Below are 16,062 nucleotides of genomic sequence, written 5' to 3' on the forward strand. Positions count from 1 at the left end.
GGGTATAAATCGTGCGGTATCTTCTGTATTGCCCCGCAGCTTTTACGTCGCAGGTTTCACAATGAACACAGCACCTTACAACTCCTTTAGTGCATTCGCCGGTGACCGGCTGCTGGCAGCCGGGCCATTGGCCGAGGTCGCCATCGCCGTCAAAATCGCATCCGCTGGCCAGATCGCCGACCCAATCACTATCTTCGACGATTCGACCGGGCGATCTATCGATCTCGATCTGCGCGGCAGCCACCGCGACATCGTCGCCCGATTGCCCCAACCGCCAGCGGCGCCCGCGGAAGCCGCGGCGGAGCCCCGCGGCCGGGGCCGCCCGAAGCTCGGCGTCGTCGCCCGCGAAGTCACCTTGCTGCCCCGGCATTGGGAATGGCTCGGCGCCCAACCGGGCGGTGCGTCGGTCGCGTTACGAAAACTGGTCGAGGCGGCGCGCCGCGCCCATGGCGACCGCGACCGGCTACGCGCCGCGCGTGACGCCGCTTATCACTTCATGTCGACGATGGCAGGCAATCGGCCCGGCTTCGAGGAAGCATCGCGCGCGCTGTTCGCCGACGACCGGCGGCGCTTTGTCGACCTGATCGCCGCATGGCCCGCCGACATCCGCGACCACATCGTCAAGCTTGCCTTCAGCGATCGCGCCGAACCAACCTCCGCGTGATCGGCCGCTCCACCAATACATAGGAAATACCCCGTGTCCGACACCCCTCCCCTCGGGAAGACCTTTCTCGCCTTCCTCGCACCGATGATGCTGAGCAATATTCTGCAGTCGCTGTTCGGCACCATCAACAGTATCTATGTCGGCCAGATGATCGGCACCGATGCGCTCGCCGCAGCGTCGGTGTTCTTCCCGACGATGTTCCTCTTTGTTTCGTTCGTTGTCGGGCTGGGAGCGGGCGCATCGGTGCTCATCGGCCAGGCCTGGGGCGCGGGCGAACGCCACAAGGTGAAGGCCGTCGCCGGCACGACCCTCGCCGTTGCCATTTTGCTTGCCGTGATCATCGCCGTGTTCGGCGGATTGTTCAGCCGACAGTTGATGATCGCACTTGCGACGCCGCCGGATGTTCTCGATGCGGCCACCGCCTATGCCCGCATCATGATGCTGGCGATGCCGGCGACCTTCATTTTCATTCTGATGACATCGATGATGCGCGGCGTCGGCGACACCGTGACGCCGCTATGGGCGTTGGCACTGTCCACCGTCATCGGTCTCACCGTCACGCCGGCATTGATCCAGGGCTGGTTCGGCCTGCCGCGGCTTGGCGTCGCCAGCGCCGCCTGCGCCTCGGCGGTGTCGGGCGCATTCACGCTGGTCTGGCTTGCCGTGTATCTGCGCCGCAAACATCACGCGCTCGCGCCGGACGCAGAATTCCTGCGCAGCATCCGGCTGGACGGCGCGCTGCTGCGCAAGGTGTTGCGGATCGGCATTCCCTCGGCAGCCGGCATGGCCGTGATGTCGATGGCCGAACTGGTACTGCTCGGCCTCGTCAACGGCTTCGGCTCCAACGCTACAGCGGCCTATGGCGCGGTCAATCAGGTTTTGAGTTATGTGCAGTTTCCCGCCATCTCCATATCGATCACGGTCTCGATCTTCGGCGCACAGGCTATCGGCCGCGGCCATACCGACCGGCTCGGCGCCATCGTGCGCACGGGATTGCTGATGAACCTCGTCCTGACCGGCGGGCTGGTGGCGATCGCCTATCTGTTCTCCCGCAGCCTCATGAATCTGTTCATCGTCGATCCTGTCGTACTCGAACTCGCGCAGCGATCGCTTCACATCGTGCTGTGGAGTTCGGTGCTCTTCGGCATGGCCACCTCATTCTCCGGAATGATGCGCGCCAGCGGAACGGTGTTCGCGCCACTGGCGCTGCTGGTGTTCGCTATCGTCGCCATTGAGGTACCCTCGGCCATCGTCCTCAGCCGCACCATCGGCCTCGATGGCGTCTGGGCCGCCTACCCCATCACCTTCTGCGCCATGTTCATTCTGCAGATGAGCTATTACATGCTGGTGTGGCGCAAGCGGACCATACACCGCCTGATCTGACGCGTCCTTGCGCCAGAGTATTATGATCATCATAAAAGCGGTGGACGCAGCGCACGCGCTGCGTCACAATGCCCTATAAAAAATCCGGGAGGCCATCGTGACCAAGACATCGCCGCAATTCCTGTTCGATTTCGGCAGCCCTAACGCCTATCTCAGCCATCTGGCGATCCCGGCGATCGAGGCTCGCACCGGCGTTAAGTTCGAATATGTCCCCGTACTGCTGGGCGGCATCTTCAAGGCCACCAACAATCGCTCCCCGGCCGAGACCTATGCCGGCGTCAAGAACAAACGTGAATTTCATCAGCTCGAGACCGAGCGGTTCGTGAAACGGTTTGGCGTCAAGCCTTACACCATGAACCCGTTCTTCCCAGTCAACACGCTGAATCTGATGCGCGTCGCCATCGCGGCACAGCTTGAGGGCGTGTTCGAGAAATATGTCGAGGCGGCATTCCATCATATGTGGGGTGAGCCAAAGAAGATGGATGACCCCGAAGTGGCCATCAAGGCGCTCACCGACTCCGGTCTCGATGGCGCAAAACTGTTCGCGCGCGGGCAAGAACCGGAGGTGAAGGCGGTGCTGGTCGCCAACACGCAGGCCGCCGTCGAGCGCGGCGCATTCGGCTCACCAACATTCTTCGTCGGCGATGACATGTTCTTCGGCAAGGAACAGCTGCGCGAGGTCGAGGAACTGATCACCGGCGCCGACAAATAACGGAGGGCACCATGCAGAAGCGCAACGCGACTGTCGCAGTCATCGGCGCCGGCGACTATATCGGCGCAGAGATCGCCAAGAAATTCGCCGCCGAAGGTTTCACCGTGTTTGCCGGCCGCCGTAACGGCGACAAGCTGGCGCCTTTGGTGGCAGAGATCGAGGCCACAGGCGGCAGCATCGTGGCGCGCTCGCTCGATGCCCGCAAAGAAGACGAGATCGCCGCCTTTCTCAATGACGCCGATACGCATGCGTCACTGGAGGTCTGCATCTTCAATGTCGGCGCCAATGTGAACTTCCCTATCCTGGAGACAACGGAGCGGGTGTTTCGCAAAGTGTGGGAGATGGCCTGCTATTCCGGATTTCTGGCCGGACGCGAAGCGGCCCGACTGATGATGCCGCGGGGGCAGGGCAACATTTTTTTCACCGGTGCGACCGCGAGCTTGCGCGGCGGCAGTGGCTTTGCCGCCTTTGCCTCCGCCAAATTCGGATTGCGCGCCGTGGCGCAGGCCATGGCCCGCGAACTCGGACCGAAGAACATCCATGTCGCCCATCTGATCATCGATTCCGGCGTCGATACGGCTTGGGTGCGCGAGCGCCGCGAGCAGCTCTGGGGCAAGGAGGCGCTCGATAATCCCGATTTGTTGATGCCGCCGGCGTCAGTCGCCGCGTCATACTGGCAGCTGTATCAGCAGCCGCGCAGCGCCTGGACATTCGAGCTGGAAATTCGGCCGTTCGGGGAGAAGTGGTAGTCCGCTTGCACCCCCAGCGATCATTGCGAGGTCAAGGAAAGATGACCTGCCAAGCTTTCCCCTAAGCCCTTGCGACGAAGCAAACCAGCCCTGCATCGACAAGGAACTGGATTGCTTCGCTTCGCTCGCCGTGACGGGCTACTGTTCGACAGCTTCACGTTCCAATTCAACATGGACTCATCCCAATGCGTATTCTCGTAGTCGGCGCCGGCGCTATCGGCGGCTATTTCGGCGGCAGGCTGTTGCAGGCCGGCAATGACATCACCTTCCTCGTGCGCCCGAAGCGCGCCGGTGAACTGGCCAGTGCCGGCCTTGTCATCAAGAGCCCCCATGGCGACGTCACGCTGAAGAATCCACCGACGGTGCAGGCCGACAAGATCACCGACAAGTTCGACGTGGTGCTGCTGAGCTGCAAGGCTTTCGATCTCGATGACGCCATTGCTTCTTTCGCGCCCGCCGTCGGGCCGAACACGGCGATCATTCCGCTGCTGAACGGCATGAAACATCTCGACGTGCTGGAGAAGAAATTTGGTGCGGAGAACGTGATGGGCGGCCAGTGCCAGATCGCAGCGACGCTCAACGAGGCACGCGAAGTGGTGCAGATGGCGCCGATGCAGTTGCTGAGCTTCGGCGAACGCAAGGGCGGTAGTTCGGATCGCGCGAAGGCGATCGCGGCGATCATGGCGACCGGCAACTTTGGAGGCACAGCCTCCGAGAACATCATGCAGGATATGTGGGAGAAGTGGGTGTTCCTGGCGACGATTGCCGGCTCCACCAGCGCGATGCGCGGCGCTGTCGGCGACATCGTCGCGGCACCCGGCGGCCGCGACTTCATCCTCGGCGTGCGCGATGAGATGAGCGCCGTCGCCAGGGCCAACGGCTTCGCACCGCGAGCAGCGTTCCTGGAACGCACCGAGGGCATGCTGACCGCTGAAGGCTCGAAGATGACCGCCTCGATGTATCGCGACATCCTCAACAAGGCGCAGATCGAGGCCGACCAGATCGTCGGAGATGTCATCGCCCGCGCCGATGCCGCCAAGGTCGCCGTGCCGCGGCTGCGGATGATCTATACGCACCTCAAGACGTATGAGCATCAGCGCGTAGCATAAACATCAGCACGTAGCCCGGATCGAGCCAATCGCCATCCGGGCTACCGACTTCTCCTCACAAATGCGCTAGGTAATGCGCCAGCGCAGTGATCTCTTCTTCACTTAGCGAATAGGCAACCTCGGCCATCGCAGCCATACCGCCACCGGCGCGGACGCCGGACTTGTAGTCGCGCAGCGCCTTGACGAGATAGTCCTCGCGCTGCCCGGCGATGCGTGACACCGCTTTGGTGCCGCCATAGCTCTCCGTGTGACACGATGCACAGCGCCGACCGGCGGCGGCCTGCGCACCCTTGGCCGACAGATCCGGATTATCATCGGGCTTCTTGCCCTCCGGCGGTTTCAGCGAGGCAAAATAGGCCCCGAGATTGCGGATGTCGTTGTTGTCGATCTGCTCCAAGATCGGCTGCATCTGTTCGTTCTTGCGCGTGCCCGAGCGGAAGAACACCAGCTGCCACTGGATAAACAGATCCGGTTGTGCGGCGAGCGACGGGATGTTTTCCATTTGCGAGATACCGTTCTCGCCGTGACAGCCGCTGCAGAGCTCGGCCTTCTCCTTGCCGGCGGCGATATCGGCAGCTTCAACCGGACAGGGCCCGGACCCAAGAACAAAAAAGACAAGAACAGCCGCGATTGCAGAACGACGCATGAGCCACATTCCCATTCCAGAATAAATGAGGCTGGAGCTGCGGATGACGCAACTCCAGCCTCATGCAATTCGCGACTTACTTCGCGTAGCTAATGCGATAGATCGCGCCTGCCCAATCATCGGCAATCAGTAATGATCCGTCCTTGGCGAGAACGATATCGGCAGGACGGCCGAGATAACCCTGGTCACCCTCGATCCAGCCGGAGGCGAAGATCTCCTGCTTGGCGTTCTTGCCATCCGGCCCGGCGATCACGCGCTTGATGCGCGCGCCCTGATACTTGTGCCGGTTCCACGAGCCATGCTCGGCAATGAAGATGTTGTTCTTGTATTCGGCAGGAAACATGCTGCCGGTGTAGAACTTCATCCCCAGGGGCGCGACATGGGCGCCGAGATTCAACACCGGCGGCGTGAATTCCGAGCACTTGTGCCCCATGGCAAATTTCGGATCCGGCATGTTGCCTTGATGGCAATGCGGATAGCCGAAATGCTCGCCGAGCTTCGAGATCATGTTGAGCTTGTCGCTCGGCATATCGTCGCTGATCCAGTCGCGTGCATTTTCGGTGAACCAGTATTTGCCGGTGCGAGGATCGACGTCGCCGCCCACCGAGTTGCGAACGCCGAGCGCTACGATTTCGGCATTGCCGGTCTTGGGATCGACACGGCGGATCTGCGAGAGGCTGGTCGGCGGAATCCCGATGTTGAAAGGAGGTCCGAACGGCACGTAGAACCACCCGTCTTTATCAGGCGCGAGATACTTCCAGCCATGTGCCGCGAATGACGGCATGTCGTCATAGACCACCTTGCCGTCACCAAGCTTGTCGAGATTTGCCTCGGCATTCTCGTATTTGATCAGCTTGTTGATATCGATCACATAGAGCGCGCCATCCTGGAAGGCGATGCCCGTCGGCATCTTCATGCCCTTGATGACGGTTTTGACCTCTTTCTTGCCGCCCTTGTCGGTAATCGCATAGACGTTGCCGAGGCCGAACGAGCCGACAAAGAGTGTGCCCTTGTCACCCCAGGCCATCTGCCGCGCGGCCAGCACGCCGGATGCATAGACCTCGATCTTGAACCCGGGAGGCAGCTTGATCTTCTTCATCATCGCTGCGAGTTCGGCATCGGACGCACCGGTCGGCGGACCCGACGGCGGTGCAAGGCCCTTTTGCGCTTCGGTCTCATCGCCGAGGAACCAATCGTCCGGCGGATTGGTCCAGAACTCCTTGGTATCGGATTTGTAGCTCTTGAGCTTCTGCTGTGCGCTGGCTTGATTGAGCGAGGCCATACCGATCGCCGTGGCGAGGATGGCGGCGCACGCAACAGCGGATCGACCAGTCATCGATTTCATCGCGTCACTCCCTGTGCAGCTCATTGCGGCTGCTATGTCTTATTGAACGTTCGGGACGAACTTATTGGTCTGTGATTTTCTCAGACAGTGAGATGCTAGCACAAATGGCGCAGGTGCAAAGCGCAACCAAACGTTCGCGCAAATGAAAGACATCGCCATGACGACGACATCCTGAAGAGCTATTTTGAAAGTTGGTTCCAGTGGCCTGATGCAGTCGGCGCATCGCACCGCATTATGATGCTATCACTGCTAAACTTTTTAGAGGCTGCCCTTGCTGAGATAGCGCCAGGCCACAGCCAATATGATCAACCCAATAAAGATCAGTGCTGCCGGCAGCTTCTTCTTTTCGCGCGGGGGCGGCGGCGTGTTGGGCTTGATCCGGCGGAAAGGCGTGACGTTGCTATTGTGGTCGTCGGGCATTGGTCTTGATCTCGAAGCCGTCTTGATGATGGGCGCGGTGCCGGTGCCGCCCATGCGGGAATAATAGCTGCGGTAGACAGTCTGGATGGTGGCTTCGGCCGCGGCCGGCTCGGATTGCTTGCCACGTGCGAGCAGCGCGAGATAGCCGGCATAGAATGTCTGGGCTTCCTGCGGCAGCGCGTCGAGGCTTTTCAGCTTCGCCATCATCAGCCAGGTCGCAAAATCCGCCCGCGCCTCATCATTGGCGCGCTTGGCAATTTCCAGGTTGGAATCCGTGGTCGACGGCATCGTCAGTCTCGTACCCGCTTCGCCCGTGGATTGTCTGCCCAACGCCCGATGATTTCAAGCGACGCGGGGCGGATCTGTGTGGCTGCGGATCACAAACAACGAGGCCGCCTTGCGGCGGCCTGCGGTCGATAAAATCAATGCCAAAAATGCCAGGAAAGTTCTGGAGCGGGCGAAGGGATTCGAACCCTCGACCCCGACCTTGGCAAGGTCGTGCTCTACCACTGAGCTACACCCGCATCCGAGAAGACAGGCGGCGATTGCTCGCCGCCGACGCGCAGACCTATGCCAAATGCCGGTGGCGAATGCAACAGGTAGACTGCATCTTGGATCAGGCCGACTAAATCGGGATTTATGGCCGTTTGAGCCCGATTTTGCCCGGAAAACCCGTCAAAATCGCCAAATGTCGCCTTCAGGCTCGAATCGGTGCCTGCCAAGCTTATTTGGCCGGATTGCAAATTACTGTCACGAACGCCATTTAATCGCTCAGGCCATGCTAAAAGCGGCCAAATTTTCAGACATCGAGCGAGGTTCACGTGACCATTATTGATCAGGGCGGCGCACAGGCGCCGCAGGCAGGTTCGACGCCGCAGGCAGCAACCGCTCTCATCAAGGACACGACCACCCGCACCTTCGTGCAGGATGTGATTGAGGAGTCCAAGCGTCAGCCGGTCCTCATCGATTTCTGGGCGCCGTGGTGCGGCCCATGCCGCCAGCTCACCCCCTTGATCGAGAAGGCAGTGACCGCCGCCAAGGGCAAGGTCAAGCTGGTCAAGATGAATATCGACGAGAATCCGGAGATTCCCGGCCAGATGGGCATCCAGTCGATCCCGGCCGTCATCGCCTTCGTCAACGGCCAGCCGGCTGACGGCTTCATGGGTGCGGTTCCGGAGAGCCAGGTCAACGCGTTCATCGACAAGCTGACGGCCGGCATGCCCGGCGCCGAGCCGACGGCTGCCGAATTGCTGCAGGAAGCCGAAGCCGTTCTTGCAGAAGGCGATCCGGCCACCGCCGCTTCGATCTATGGCGAGGTGATTGCCGCCGATGCCGGCAATATCGCGGCCATTGCCGGCCTTGCCCGCTGTTACGTCGAGACCGGCGCCATCGAACAGGCCAAGCAAACCCTTGAGCTCGTCCCCGCCGCCAAGCGTGAGGACGCCGCAGTCAAGGCGGTCCAGGCCAAGATCGATCTGGTCGAACAGGCCAGTGCGCTCGGTCCGGTCACCGAACTTGAACAGAAGGTCGCCGCGAATCCGCTCGACCATCAGGCCCGCTTCGACCTTGCGATCGCGCTCAATGGCGCCAACCAGCGCAGCGAGGCCACGGGTCATCTGCTCGAAATCGTCAAGCGCGACCGCAAATGGGACGACGACGGCGCCCGCAAGCAATTGATCCAGTTCTTCGACGCCTGGGGACCGACGGATGAGGCCACCGTTGACGGTCGCAGGCGGTTATCGACTATCCTGTTCTCGTAATTCTTTTCGCGTGACGAATCGGAACCGGACATGCCCATCAATATCGACTATCGCGGGCCTGCCGAACTTCCCGAGGTGATCCCGGTGTTTCCACTGCCGGGCGCGCTGCTCCTGCCGCGCGGCCAGATGCCGCTGAACATTTTCGAACAGCGCTATCTGGCGATGATCGACGATTCGCTTCGCGACGGGCATCGGCTGATCGGCATGATCCAGCCCGATGCGGCGCATTCGGCGGATGAGGCCAGGCCGGCACTGTTCAAGGTCGGCTGTGTCGGGCGCATCACCCAACTCGCCGAATCCGGTGACGGGCGCTACATCCTGGAGCTGACCGGTGTTTCCCGTTTCGAGGTGGTGGAGGAACTCTCGGTGCTGACCGCATACCGGCAGTGCAAGGTCGACTACTTCCCCTTCATCGACGATTTCACCGCACGCAAGGGCGAAGACGACGTCGATCGGGCCGCGCTGCTCGCGGTACTCACCGACTTCCTCAAGGCCAACAACCTGAAAGTGGATTGGGAAGGCATCGACAAGGCGCCTAACGAGGCATTGGTGAACGCGCTGGCGATGATGTCGCCCTATGGTCCCCCTGAGAAGCAGGCGATGCTGGAAGCGCCTGACCTCAAGACCCGTGCTGAGATCCTGATCGCCGTCACCGAAATGGATCTGGCCAAGAAGCGCACCAGCGGCGACCCGCCGCTGCAGTAATTCTGACAATCAGCTATGATCAACGACCGCATGACCGGAGCGCACCTATGACCACACCATCGATCGAGCGCGCAGAGGGCACCGTCGACGCCAAACTGCTTGAGATTCTGGTGTGCCCGCTAACCAAAGGGCAGCTCGAATTCGATGCCGTCCGGCAGGAGCTGATCTCGCGCCAGGCCAAGCTCGCATATCCGATCCGCGACGGCATCCCGATCATGCTGCCGGAAGAAGCGCGGAAGATCGACTGAATTTCTGATGTGGCGGCTCATGCTGGCGCAAATCTCAGGGCGACGATGCCCGCGACGATGAGGGCGACCCCGCCGCCGCGCAGCAGATTCATCGACTCGCCAAACAGCACGCTTCCGAACAGGACCGTCCCGGCTGCACCGATCCCGACCCATACCGCGTAGGCGGATCCCACCGGCAAAACCTCCAGAACCCGGCCGAGCAGGTAGACGAACGTGGCGAGGAAAATCAGCGACAGGATGGTCCAGCCCGGTCGGGTGTAGCCCGTGGCATATTTCATCGAGATCGCCCACCCCACGTCCAGAAGCCCGGCCACGATCAGTAGCAGCCATGCGACACCCTGGCTCATGGCTGCCTCATGCTGCGATCTTGAGAAGATGTGCGTCGCGCTCAGCAAGGAATGCACGCAACCGATCAGCGTAGTCTGCCGTGACGGCGTTCGCCACGCTCGGACGGTCGCGTAACGCTGCGCGCCATGCCCGAACCTTGGGTGTTTGGGCGAAGACTTCCGTGTCAGCGATGGTATCGAACACATCGAAGTAGCGGAAGATCGGCGCGTAAACCGCATCGACCATACTGAAGTGCTGCCCCGCGAAAAACGGCGCTGCGGTTAGCACGTTCTCGATGCGACCGAATTTTCCGGCCAACATCTTCCGCTTCGCTTCATAGCTGTTCGCTTCGGTGGCCGTCTCGAATCCCCACAGATCGGCAAGGATCGACGAGCCGAACTCGATCCAGCCACGGTGCCCGGCTCGTTCGAGCGGATCGGATGGGTGGAGCCGCACGCCCATCTGCGTCTCTTCGAGATATTCGCAGATCACCGCACTCTCGAAGATCGCGGCGGTGTCATTGCCGTCGCGCCGGACAAGCAAAAGCGGAACCTTGCCCAGCGGCGAGACGGCATGAAACCAGTCCGGCTTATGCGCGAGATCGATATAGCTCCGCTCGAAACGGACGTCCTTTTCGGCAAGTACGATGGCCGCACGCTGCACGTAAGGGCAGAGATGATGGCTTACGAGCGTCAGTGCTGGCGCGTCTGGCTGATCCACGGTCATGCGCTCACCTTTATTCTCTCGGCGCGTATGGCCTGCTGCACGGCGGGTCGCGCCTCGACGCGGGCCATGAAGTCGCGCAGATGCGGAAAGTTGGACAGATCCACCTTGGCGAAGTTGGACCACCCAACGATCGTGAACAGATAGGCGTCGGCCACCGTGAAGCTTTCTCCAAGGAGGAACCGCCTGCCCGCCGCCAGATGGCGCTCAACCGACGCCAACCGCTCTGCGATCTTTGCGCGTGCAACTTCTCCCGCCTGCGCGCCATATTCGGGGTGAAACAGCCACGGGCTGAACATCTTGTGGAGTTCGGTGGCAATGAAGTTGAGCCAGGATTGCAGCTCAACGCGTTGCGGCGTGCCGGCAGGTGGCACCAACCTGCTTTCGGGTTTGAGGTCCGCAAGGTATTGAACGATCACGGTGCCCTCGGTCAGCACTGTCCCATCATCGAGCGCCAGCGCCGGCACATAACCGTTCGGGTTCACCGCCGAATAGTCGCTGCCCGCCTCGGTGACGTGGGGCGATTTCCGGATATCCACCCGCACGAGTTCAAGCGGGATGCCGGCTTCGTTCGCAACAACGTGCGGCGAGAGCGAGCAGGTACCGGTGGCGTAATAGAGTTTCATGATTGGATCTTTCATTGCATCCATCGTGGGGTGGCTATCGCACCAGCAAAGTAGCGCCCGCACAGACGCAAGTCCCATTGGCGTTTCGCCAGCGACGCTTGCGTGACTGCAAGCAAACCCACTGCTATCTTCGTCAACATGGATGATTGGAACGAACTTCGGCTAGCGCTCGCCATCCAACGCGCGGGCAGTCTGACAGCCGCGGCGATCACACTCGGCGTGGATCACTCCACGGCCTTCCGGCGCCTGAAAGCGTTGGAGGACAAGGTTGGCGTGCGCCTATTCGAACGACTTCCAGGCGGCGCCTACCAAGCGACGGAGGCCGGTGCGCGGATGGCGGCTGGCGCGGAGCGCATGGAGGACGAGGCGCTGGCGCTTGATCGCGACATATCAGGTCGTGACCATCGTCTGTCCGGCCGTCTGACGGTCACGTCGTCCGAGACACTGGCCTATAGCCGGCTGACGCCGCTTCTCGCCGCGTTCCAGCAAACTCACCCCGGCATTGTCGTGGAGTTGGTGATCGACAACCGCGTACTGAGCCTGTCGCGCCGCGAAGCCGACATCGCATTACGTCCTATCCGTCCCAAGGAAGGCGATCTTTGGGGACGCAGACTGTCGGCCATCGCGTGGGGGCTCTATGCCGCCCCAGCCTATCTCGAGGCAATTGGCGGCCCGTTATCGAATCCATCCGAGATCGATCGCCATTCCCTGATCGGCTGGGAGGAAACAACGTCAGGCATCGGAGCTGCCGACTGGCTGTCGCGCGCCGCGCCATCGAATGCCTTCGTCTATCGGACAAACAGTCTGGTCAACCAGCTCGTCGCAGCGAAGGCCGGCATCGGGCTCGCGCTAATGCCGTGCTATCTCGCAGATCACGACGCCGGTGTGGCAAGAGCACTGGCTGAGCCGCTCAAGGAACTTGAGGGTGAACTCTGGATCGTGACTCATGCGGATTTGAAGAATACGGCGCGCGTCAGGGCCTTTTTCGATCTCGTCGGCGAAGGATTAACCCGTGAGCGCCCGCTGTTCGAAGGCGAAAAGTGGCAGACACCTTCACCATGTTGAGCGGCGTAACCGCATGACGTGCTGATTACAGCGCCTCGCCTTTCAACAGCCGCGGCACTTCGCCCGACAATCCCGCAGCCTGCTTGATGAAAGCACCCTTCAGCGGCGGCAGTCGATCGACGATGCCGAGACCGATGTCGCGGATACTACGCACGAATGGCAGATCGTTCGAGAACAGGACGTTCAGCACATTGGTGGCGACACCCATCGTCATGGTGTCGAAGCGGCGCCAGCGCTGGTAGCGCTCCAGCACATCGCTCTGGCCGAAATCCATGCCGAGCCGCGCAGCATCGACGATAGTCTCTGCCAATGCCGCGACGTCCTTGAGACCCATATTGAGTCCCTGCCCCGCGATCGGATGGATCACATGCGCGGCGTCGCCGATCAGAGCCAGCCGCTCGCCGATGAAGGAGCGCGCGACGAAATAGCCGAGTGGAAAGGCGCGCGGCTTGTCGAGCGCCTTAACCTCGCCAAGGTGCAGGCCGAAGCGCTGTTCGAGCTCCGCATGGAATTCATCGTCCGGCAACGCAACGATGCGCGCGGCTTCCGTGCGCTTCTCGGTCCACACCAGCGACGAACGCTTGCCAGTCAAAGGCAGAATTGCAAATGGCCCGGCGGGCAGGAAGTGTTCTTCGGCACGTCCGCCATGATCGCGCTCATGGCCGACAGTGACGACGATACCGGACTGGTCATAATCCCAGCCATGGGTCGCGATGCCCGCACGCTCGCGCAGCTTCGAGCGCGCGCCATCGGCGGCGACCAACAAGCCAGCCTCAATCACACTGCCATCCCCGAGCGTGACGCTGACACCGTCGGCCCGTGAATCGAATGTCGTCACCGCAGTCGCGCGCAGCTCGACGCCCGCCGCTTCGGCGCGGATCACGAGTTCGTCGATCAGCCGGCGATTCTCGACCATATGGGCGAATGGCTCGCCCGGCTCGACATGACCACCGAAAGTCAGGAAGGTCGGACGGGTCGCGTCCTCCAGTTTGGAATCGGTGACGACCATGTCGAGGATCGGCTGGCTTTCGGCGGCCACGGCGTCCCAGACGCCGAGGGCATCAAACAGCCGGCGGCAGGCGGCAACGATGGCTGTCGCGCGCGGATCGCGGCTCGGCCTGGCCGCCAGCGCGGGATCGGCGACAATGATCGGCAGATCCGAGCCAAGCCCCTGGCGCAACGCCAAAGCCAGCGCCAGCCCGGCAAACGCTCCCCCGCCGATGACAATGCCTCGTTGTGCCGCCATGATATCCGTTCTCGCTGTTGCCACGCGCTTATAGCTGGGCGAAACAGGAACGCGAAACAAGGGCGGCAACGAGACCGGGGCCTGTATGGCCAAGGTCTTGGTAAACCTCCCTTAATATTGCCGCCGACGGAAAGATGCCGACATGTCCAAGAGCCTGATCGATCTGATCGATATCCTCGATCTCGAGACCATCGAGGTGAACATGTTCCGCGGCCGCAGCCCGAAAACGCGCTGGCAACGGGTGTTCGGCGGCCAGGTGATCGGGCAGGCCATGGTGGCCTCGTGCCGCACCGTCGAAGGCCGCATGCCGCATTCGCTGCATTGCTATTTCATCCTGCCCGGCGACCCTCAGATTCCGATCGTCTACGAGGTCGAGCGGCTGCGCGACGGCAAGAGCTATTCGACCAGGCGCGTTACGGCGATCCAGCACGGCCACGCGATCTTCTCGATGATGGTATCGTTCCATGCTGAGGAAGAAGACTCGTTCAACCACCAGGATCCGATGCCGGACGTGCCACCGCCGGACAAGCTCACGGCGGAAGAACTGTCGAAACATCCGATCATCGAGAAGATGCCCGATTTCATCCGCCGCTATTACGAGTCCGACCGCCCGATCGAACTGCGTCCGGTGGAATTTCAGCGTTATGCCGGCGAAAAGATTCCAGAGGGCCGGATCAATTTCTGGATTCGCACCGCCGCGAAGCTGCCGGACGATCCGGCACTCCACATGTGCGCACTGGCCTATGCGTCGGACTTTTCGTTGCTCGATTCCATTATGGCCCGCTATGGCCGTACGCTGTTCGACGGTCAGGCGATGGCAGCCAGCCTCGACCATGCCATGTGGTTTCACCGCCCCTTCCGCGCCGACGAATGGCTGCTCTACAGCCAGGATTCGCCGAGCGCCCAGAACGGTCGCGGCCTCGCGCGCGGCCTGATCTTCAAGCCCGACGGCACGCTGGTGGCGACCGTGGCGCAGGAGGGCTCAGTGCGCGAGCGACGCGAGAAGCCGGCGACCTAAGTCTCTGCGCTTCCAGCCACGATTACCGCTTCGCCGTCCTGGCGTGCAAACGGCCCGCCCTGAAGGCAGGATTGCCGCTCAATTTCCGCGCGCCATGCCAACGGGGATGGCATAAAGCTGTCTGATTGCGTAAGCAGGGTCGCACACCGCCCCCGAAGAGGAAGCCTGCATGAAGCTCGTGGTCGCGATCATCAAACCCTTCAAGCTCGATGAAGTGCGTCAGGCTCTGACGGCCATTGGCGTCCACGGCATGACGGTGACCGAAGTGAAGGGTTATGGCCGGCAGAAGGGCCATACCGAGATGTATCGCGGCGCCGAGTATATCGTGAATTTCCTGCCCAAGCTGCGCCTCGAAATCGCTGTGGCGTCCGACCTCGCTGCCAAGGCGGTCGAGGTCATTTCCACCGGAGCCCGGACCGGCCAGATCGGCGACGGCAAGATCTTCGTGACCCCGATCGACCACGCCCTGCGTATCCGCACCGGCGAGACCGACAGCGACGCGCTTTAGGCAACAAGCCGGCGCCCGCCGGGCTTTCAGCCGAAGCTGCTCCCAGTCCGCTTGAATGCGCCCGAAGGGCTCTCCGGCCTTGTCCGGTTGAGCCACACCAATTCTACGCTCGTCAGTTGGAAGGGCCTGCAGATTAGACAATTTCGGGTTTTTTGCCTCGAATTGACGTATTCGGACACCTCTGGGCTGCCCGCCGCCTAAGCAGGAATATGTCGGGAGCCTGTCATGCTTCCCTTTTGGGCATAATTGACTAGAGTTTGGGCGCGACCGAATAGCGCACTCTGTCTCATCGCGTGAGAAACGCGAAAAGCTGGGGATTCATAAACCGTTAGAGAATTCCGCCGATCTGGCACGGCATTTGATTCTATCTGGTCTGGCTGTGCCCGCGTAGTGAACTTCTCCGCGTGGTGAACCTCAGTCGAGATCGCCCGGTCGGTTTTCGGTCGGGCCCAAGCGGGGATAGGACCCATGAAAATTGTTATGGCGATCATCAAGCCATTCAAGCTTGAGGAAGTCCGTGATGCCCTGACCGCCATTGGCGTTCACGGTTTGACGGTGACGGAAGTCAAAGGATACGGCCGACAGAAGGGCCATACGGAAATTTATCGCGGCGCTGAATATGCGGTGAGCTTCCTGCCCAAGATCAAGATCGAGGTGGCTGTCGCCTCCGATCAGGTCGACAAGACCATCGAAGCCATCACCACGGCCGCCAAGACCGGCCAGATCGGCGACGGCAAGATCTTCGTCATCAACCTCGACCACGCGGTTCGCATCCGCACCGGCGAGGCCGATGCTGCAGCCCTCTAAG

The 16,062-nt window shown here is 61.3% G+C and carries 20 protein-coding genes and 1 tRNA gene; 12 read left to right on the forward strand and 9 right to left on the reverse strand.

Annotated elements, in window-relative coordinates; genetic code table 11:
- The first annotated feature begins 61 nt into the window (after positions 1-61).
- The 5 genes from AC1RLZ_RS15870 (at position 62) to panE (ending at position 4,617) form a co-directional block, all read left to right on the forward strand.
- Positions 62-664 (forward strand): DUF2239 family protein, encoded by a 603-nt coding sequence (locus AC1RLZ_RS15870; RefSeq protein WP_493189529.1) that lies wholly within the window; start codon positions 62-64, stop codon positions 662-664.
- Between the two features lie 33 nt (positions 665-697).
- The gene (locus AC1RLZ_RS15875; RefSeq protein WP_493189391.1) at positions 698-2,047 is read left to right on the forward strand and encodes an MATE family efflux transporter; all 1,350 of its coding nucleotides are present in this window, start codon (positions 698-700) and stop codon (positions 2,045-2,047) included.
- 97 nt (positions 2,048-2,144) lie between these two features.
- Positions 2,145-2,759, forward strand: a complete 615-nt coding sequence (locus AC1RLZ_RS15880; RefSeq protein WP_493189392.1) for a 2-hydroxychromene-2-carboxylate isomerase — start codon at positions 2,145-2,147, stop codon at positions 2,757-2,759.
- Between the two features lie 11 nt (positions 2,760-2,770).
- Entirely contained in the window at positions 2,771-3,508 is a 738-nt protein-coding gene (locus AC1RLZ_RS15885) for an SDR family oxidoreductase (RefSeq protein ID WP_493189393.1), read from the forward strand.
- A gap of 185 nt (positions 3,509-3,693) precedes the next feature.
- Positions 3,694-4,617: a 2-dehydropantoate 2-reductase gene (panE, locus tag AC1RLZ_RS15890; protein WP_493189394.1), complete on the forward strand. Its 924-nt coding sequence runs from the start codon at positions 3,694-3,696 to the stop codon at positions 4,615-4,617.
- 55 nt (positions 4,618-4,672) lie between these two features.
- Here panE and AC1RLZ_RS15895 read toward each other — a convergent pair whose 3' ends face one another.
- The 5 genes from AC1RLZ_RS15895 to AC1RLZ_RS15915 all read right to left on the reverse strand — a co-directional run bounded on the left by AC1RLZ_RS15895 (position 4,673) and on the right by AC1RLZ_RS15915 (position 7,750).
- Complete coding sequence (locus tag AC1RLZ_RS15895) at positions 4,673-5,263, reverse strand: c-type cytochrome (protein ID WP_493189395.1); 591 nt, start codon at positions 5,261-5,263, stop codon at positions 4,673-4,675.
- Positions 5,264-5,339: 76 nt separating this feature from the next.
- Positions 5,340-6,608 carry a PQQ-dependent sugar dehydrogenase gene (locus AC1RLZ_RS15900; protein WP_493189396.1) on the reverse strand — a complete coding sequence of 423 codons (1,269 nt, stop codon included), beginning with the start codon at positions 6,606-6,608 and terminating at the stop codon, positions 5,340-5,342.
- A gap of 258 nt (positions 6,609-6,866) precedes the next feature.
- The gene (locus AC1RLZ_RS15905) at positions 6,867-7,316 is read right to left on the reverse strand and encodes a hypothetical protein (protein WP_371425517.1); all 450 of its coding nucleotides are present in this window, start codon (positions 7,314-7,316) and stop codon (positions 6,867-6,869) included.
- A 161-nt stretch (positions 7,317-7,477) separates the two neighbouring features.
- Positions 7,478-7,552 (reverse strand) — tRNA-Gly (locus tag AC1RLZ_RS15910).
- Positions 7,532-7,750 carry a hypothetical protein gene (locus tag AC1RLZ_RS15915; RefSeq protein WP_493189397.1) on the reverse strand — a complete coding sequence of 73 codons (219 nt, stop codon included), beginning with the start codon at positions 7,748-7,750 and terminating at the stop codon, positions 7,532-7,534. Before AC1RLZ_RS15915 ends, AC1RLZ_RS15910 begins: the two co-directional genes overlap by 21 nt.
- Positions 7,751-7,849: 99 nt before the next feature.
- Here AC1RLZ_RS15915 and trxA point away from each other — a divergent pair, with 99 nt between their 5' ends.
- From trxA to AC1RLZ_RS15930, 3 genes are read left to right on the forward strand one after another with little or no spacing between them, the layout of a single operon-like run.
- Positions 7,850-8,788: a thioredoxin gene (gene trxA, locus AC1RLZ_RS15920; RefSeq protein WP_493189398.1), complete on the forward strand. Its 939-nt coding sequence runs from the start codon at positions 7,850-7,852 to the stop codon at positions 8,786-8,788.
- Between the two features lie 30 nt (positions 8,789-8,818).
- Positions 8,819-9,493, forward strand: coding sequence for an LON peptidase substrate-binding domain-containing protein (locus AC1RLZ_RS15925; RefSeq protein WP_371425513.1), 675 nt, complete (start codon positions 8,819-8,821; stop codon positions 9,491-9,493).
- Positions 9,494-9,540: 47 nt separating this feature from the next.
- The gene (locus AC1RLZ_RS15930; RefSeq protein ID WP_371425511.1) at positions 9,541-9,741 is read left to right on the forward strand and encodes a Trm112 family protein; all 201 of its coding nucleotides are present in this window, start codon (positions 9,541-9,543) and stop codon (positions 9,739-9,741) included.
- 17 nt (positions 9,742-9,758) lie between these two features.
- On the opposite strand, the gene AC1RLZ_RS15935 is transcribed toward AC1RLZ_RS15930, so the two are convergent.
- The 3 genes from AC1RLZ_RS15935 to gstA are packed head-to-tail and all read right to left on the reverse strand — an operon-like array spanning position 9,759 to position 11,417.
- Positions 9,759-10,088: a DMT family transporter gene (locus tag AC1RLZ_RS15935; protein WP_493189399.1), complete on the reverse strand. Its 330-nt coding sequence runs from the start codon at positions 10,086-10,088 to the stop codon at positions 9,759-9,761.
- 7 nt (positions 10,089-10,095) lie between these two features.
- The gene (locus AC1RLZ_RS15940; protein WP_493189400.1) at positions 10,096-10,794 is read right to left on the reverse strand and encodes a glutathione S-transferase family protein; all 699 of its coding nucleotides are present in this window, start codon (positions 10,792-10,794) and stop codon (positions 10,096-10,098) included.
- Positions 10,791-11,417 carry a glutathione transferase GstA gene (gene gstA / locus AC1RLZ_RS15945; protein WP_493189401.1) on the reverse strand — a complete coding sequence of 209 codons (627 nt, stop codon included), beginning with the start codon at positions 11,415-11,417 and terminating at the stop codon, positions 10,791-10,793. The genes AC1RLZ_RS15940 and gstA overlap by 4 nt, the downstream gene beginning before the upstream one ends.
- Before the next feature lie 102 nt (positions 11,418-11,519).
- Here gstA and AC1RLZ_RS15950 point away from each other — a divergent pair, with 102 nt between their 5' ends.
- Positions 11,520-12,482 carry a LysR family transcriptional regulator gene (locus AC1RLZ_RS15950; RefSeq protein WP_493189402.1) on the forward strand — a complete coding sequence of 321 codons (963 nt, stop codon included), beginning with the start codon at positions 11,520-11,522 and terminating at the stop codon, positions 12,480-12,482.
- A gap of 25 nt (positions 12,483-12,507) precedes the next feature.
- Here AC1RLZ_RS15950 and AC1RLZ_RS15955 read toward each other — a convergent pair whose 3' ends face one another.
- Positions 12,508-13,728: a ubiquinone biosynthesis hydroxylase gene (locus AC1RLZ_RS15955; protein ID WP_493189403.1), complete on the reverse strand. Its 1,221-nt coding sequence runs from the start codon at positions 13,726-13,728 to the stop codon at positions 12,508-12,510.
- 142 nt (positions 13,729-13,870) lie between these two features.
- On the opposite strand from AC1RLZ_RS15955, the gene tesB reads away from it, so the two are divergent.
- The 3 genes from tesB (at position 13,871) to AC1RLZ_RS15970 (ending at position 16,061) form a co-directional block, all read left to right on the forward strand.
- The gene (tesB, locus tag AC1RLZ_RS15960; protein WP_089263153.1) at positions 13,871-14,746 is read left to right on the forward strand and encodes an acyl-CoA thioesterase II; all 876 of its coding nucleotides are present in this window, start codon (positions 13,871-13,873) and stop codon (positions 14,744-14,746) included.
- A 169-nt stretch (positions 14,747-14,915) separates the two neighbouring features.
- The gene (locus AC1RLZ_RS15965) at positions 14,916-15,254 is read left to right on the forward strand and encodes a P-II family nitrogen regulator (RefSeq protein WP_089263151.1); all 339 of its coding nucleotides are present in this window, start codon (positions 14,916-14,918) and stop codon (positions 15,252-15,254) included.
- Positions 15,255-15,722: 468 nt separating this feature from the next.
- Complete coding sequence (locus AC1RLZ_RS15970) at positions 15,723-16,061, forward strand: P-II family nitrogen regulator (RefSeq protein ID WP_068730208.1); 339 nt, start codon at positions 15,723-15,725, stop codon at positions 16,059-16,061.
- The last annotated feature ends 1 nt before the right edge of the window (position 16,062 follow it).

Source organism: Tardiphaga sp. GW822-FHT04G09 (genome assembly GCF_058800725.1).

What these genes read in the sequence shown, in the direction of transcription:
- AC1RLZ_RS15870 (WP_493189529.1), top strand. Translation starts at nt 62, where the DNA reads ATGAACACAGCACCTTACAACTCCTTTAGTGCATTCGCCGGTGACCGG.
- AC1RLZ_RS15885 (WP_493189393.1), top strand. Translation starts at nt 2,771, where the DNA reads ATGCAGAAGCGCAACGCGACTGTCGCAGTCATCGGCGCCGGCGACTAT.
- panE (WP_493189394.1), top strand. Translation starts at nt 3,694, where the DNA reads ATGCGTATTCTCGTAGTCGGCGCCGGCGCTATCGGCGGCTATTTCGGC.
- AC1RLZ_RS15895 (WP_493189395.1), bottom strand. Translation starts at nt 5,263, where the DNA reads ATGCGTCGTTCTGCAATCGCGGCTGTTCTTGTCTTTTTTGTTCTTGGG.
- AC1RLZ_RS15900 (WP_493189396.1), bottom strand. Translation starts at nt 6,608, where the DNA reads ATGAAATCGATGACTGGTCGATCCGCTGTTGCGTGCGCCGCCATCCTC.
- AC1RLZ_RS15905 (WP_371425517.1), bottom strand. Translation starts at nt 7,316, where the DNA reads ATGCCGTCGACCACGGATTCCAACCTGGAAATTGCCAAGCGCGCCAAT.
- AC1RLZ_RS15925 (WP_371425513.1), top strand. Translation starts at nt 8,819, where the DNA reads ATGCCCATCAATATCGACTATCGCGGGCCTGCCGAACTTCCCGAGGTG.
- AC1RLZ_RS15930 (WP_371425511.1), top strand. Translation starts at nt 9,541, where the DNA reads ATGACCACACCATCGATCGAGCGCGCAGAGGGCACCGTCGACGCCAAA.
- AC1RLZ_RS15935 (WP_493189399.1), bottom strand. Translation starts at nt 10,088, where the DNA reads ATGAGCCAGGGTGTCGCATGGCTGCTACTGATCGTGGCCGGGCTTCTG.
- AC1RLZ_RS15940 (WP_493189400.1), bottom strand. Translation starts at nt 10,794, where the DNA reads ATGACCGTGGATCAGCCAGACGCGCCAGCACTGACGCTCGTAAGCCAT.
- gstA (WP_493189401.1), bottom strand. Translation starts at nt 11,417, where the DNA reads ATGAAACTCTATTACGCCACCGGTACCTGCTCGCTCTCGCCGCACGTT.
- AC1RLZ_RS15955 (WP_493189403.1), bottom strand. Translation starts at nt 13,728, where the DNA reads ATGGCGGCACAACGAGGCATTGTCATCGGCGGGGGAGCGTTTGCCGGG.
- tesB (WP_089263153.1), top strand. Translation starts at nt 13,871, where the DNA reads ATGTCCAAGAGCCTGATCGATCTGATCGATATCCTCGATCTCGAGACC.
- AC1RLZ_RS15965 (WP_089263151.1), top strand. Translation starts at nt 14,916, where the DNA reads ATGAAGCTCGTGGTCGCGATCATCAAACCCTTCAAGCTCGATGAAGTG.
- AC1RLZ_RS15970 (WP_068730208.1), top strand. Translation starts at nt 15,723, where the DNA reads ATGAAAATTGTTATGGCGATCATCAAGCCATTCAAGCTTGAGGAAGTC.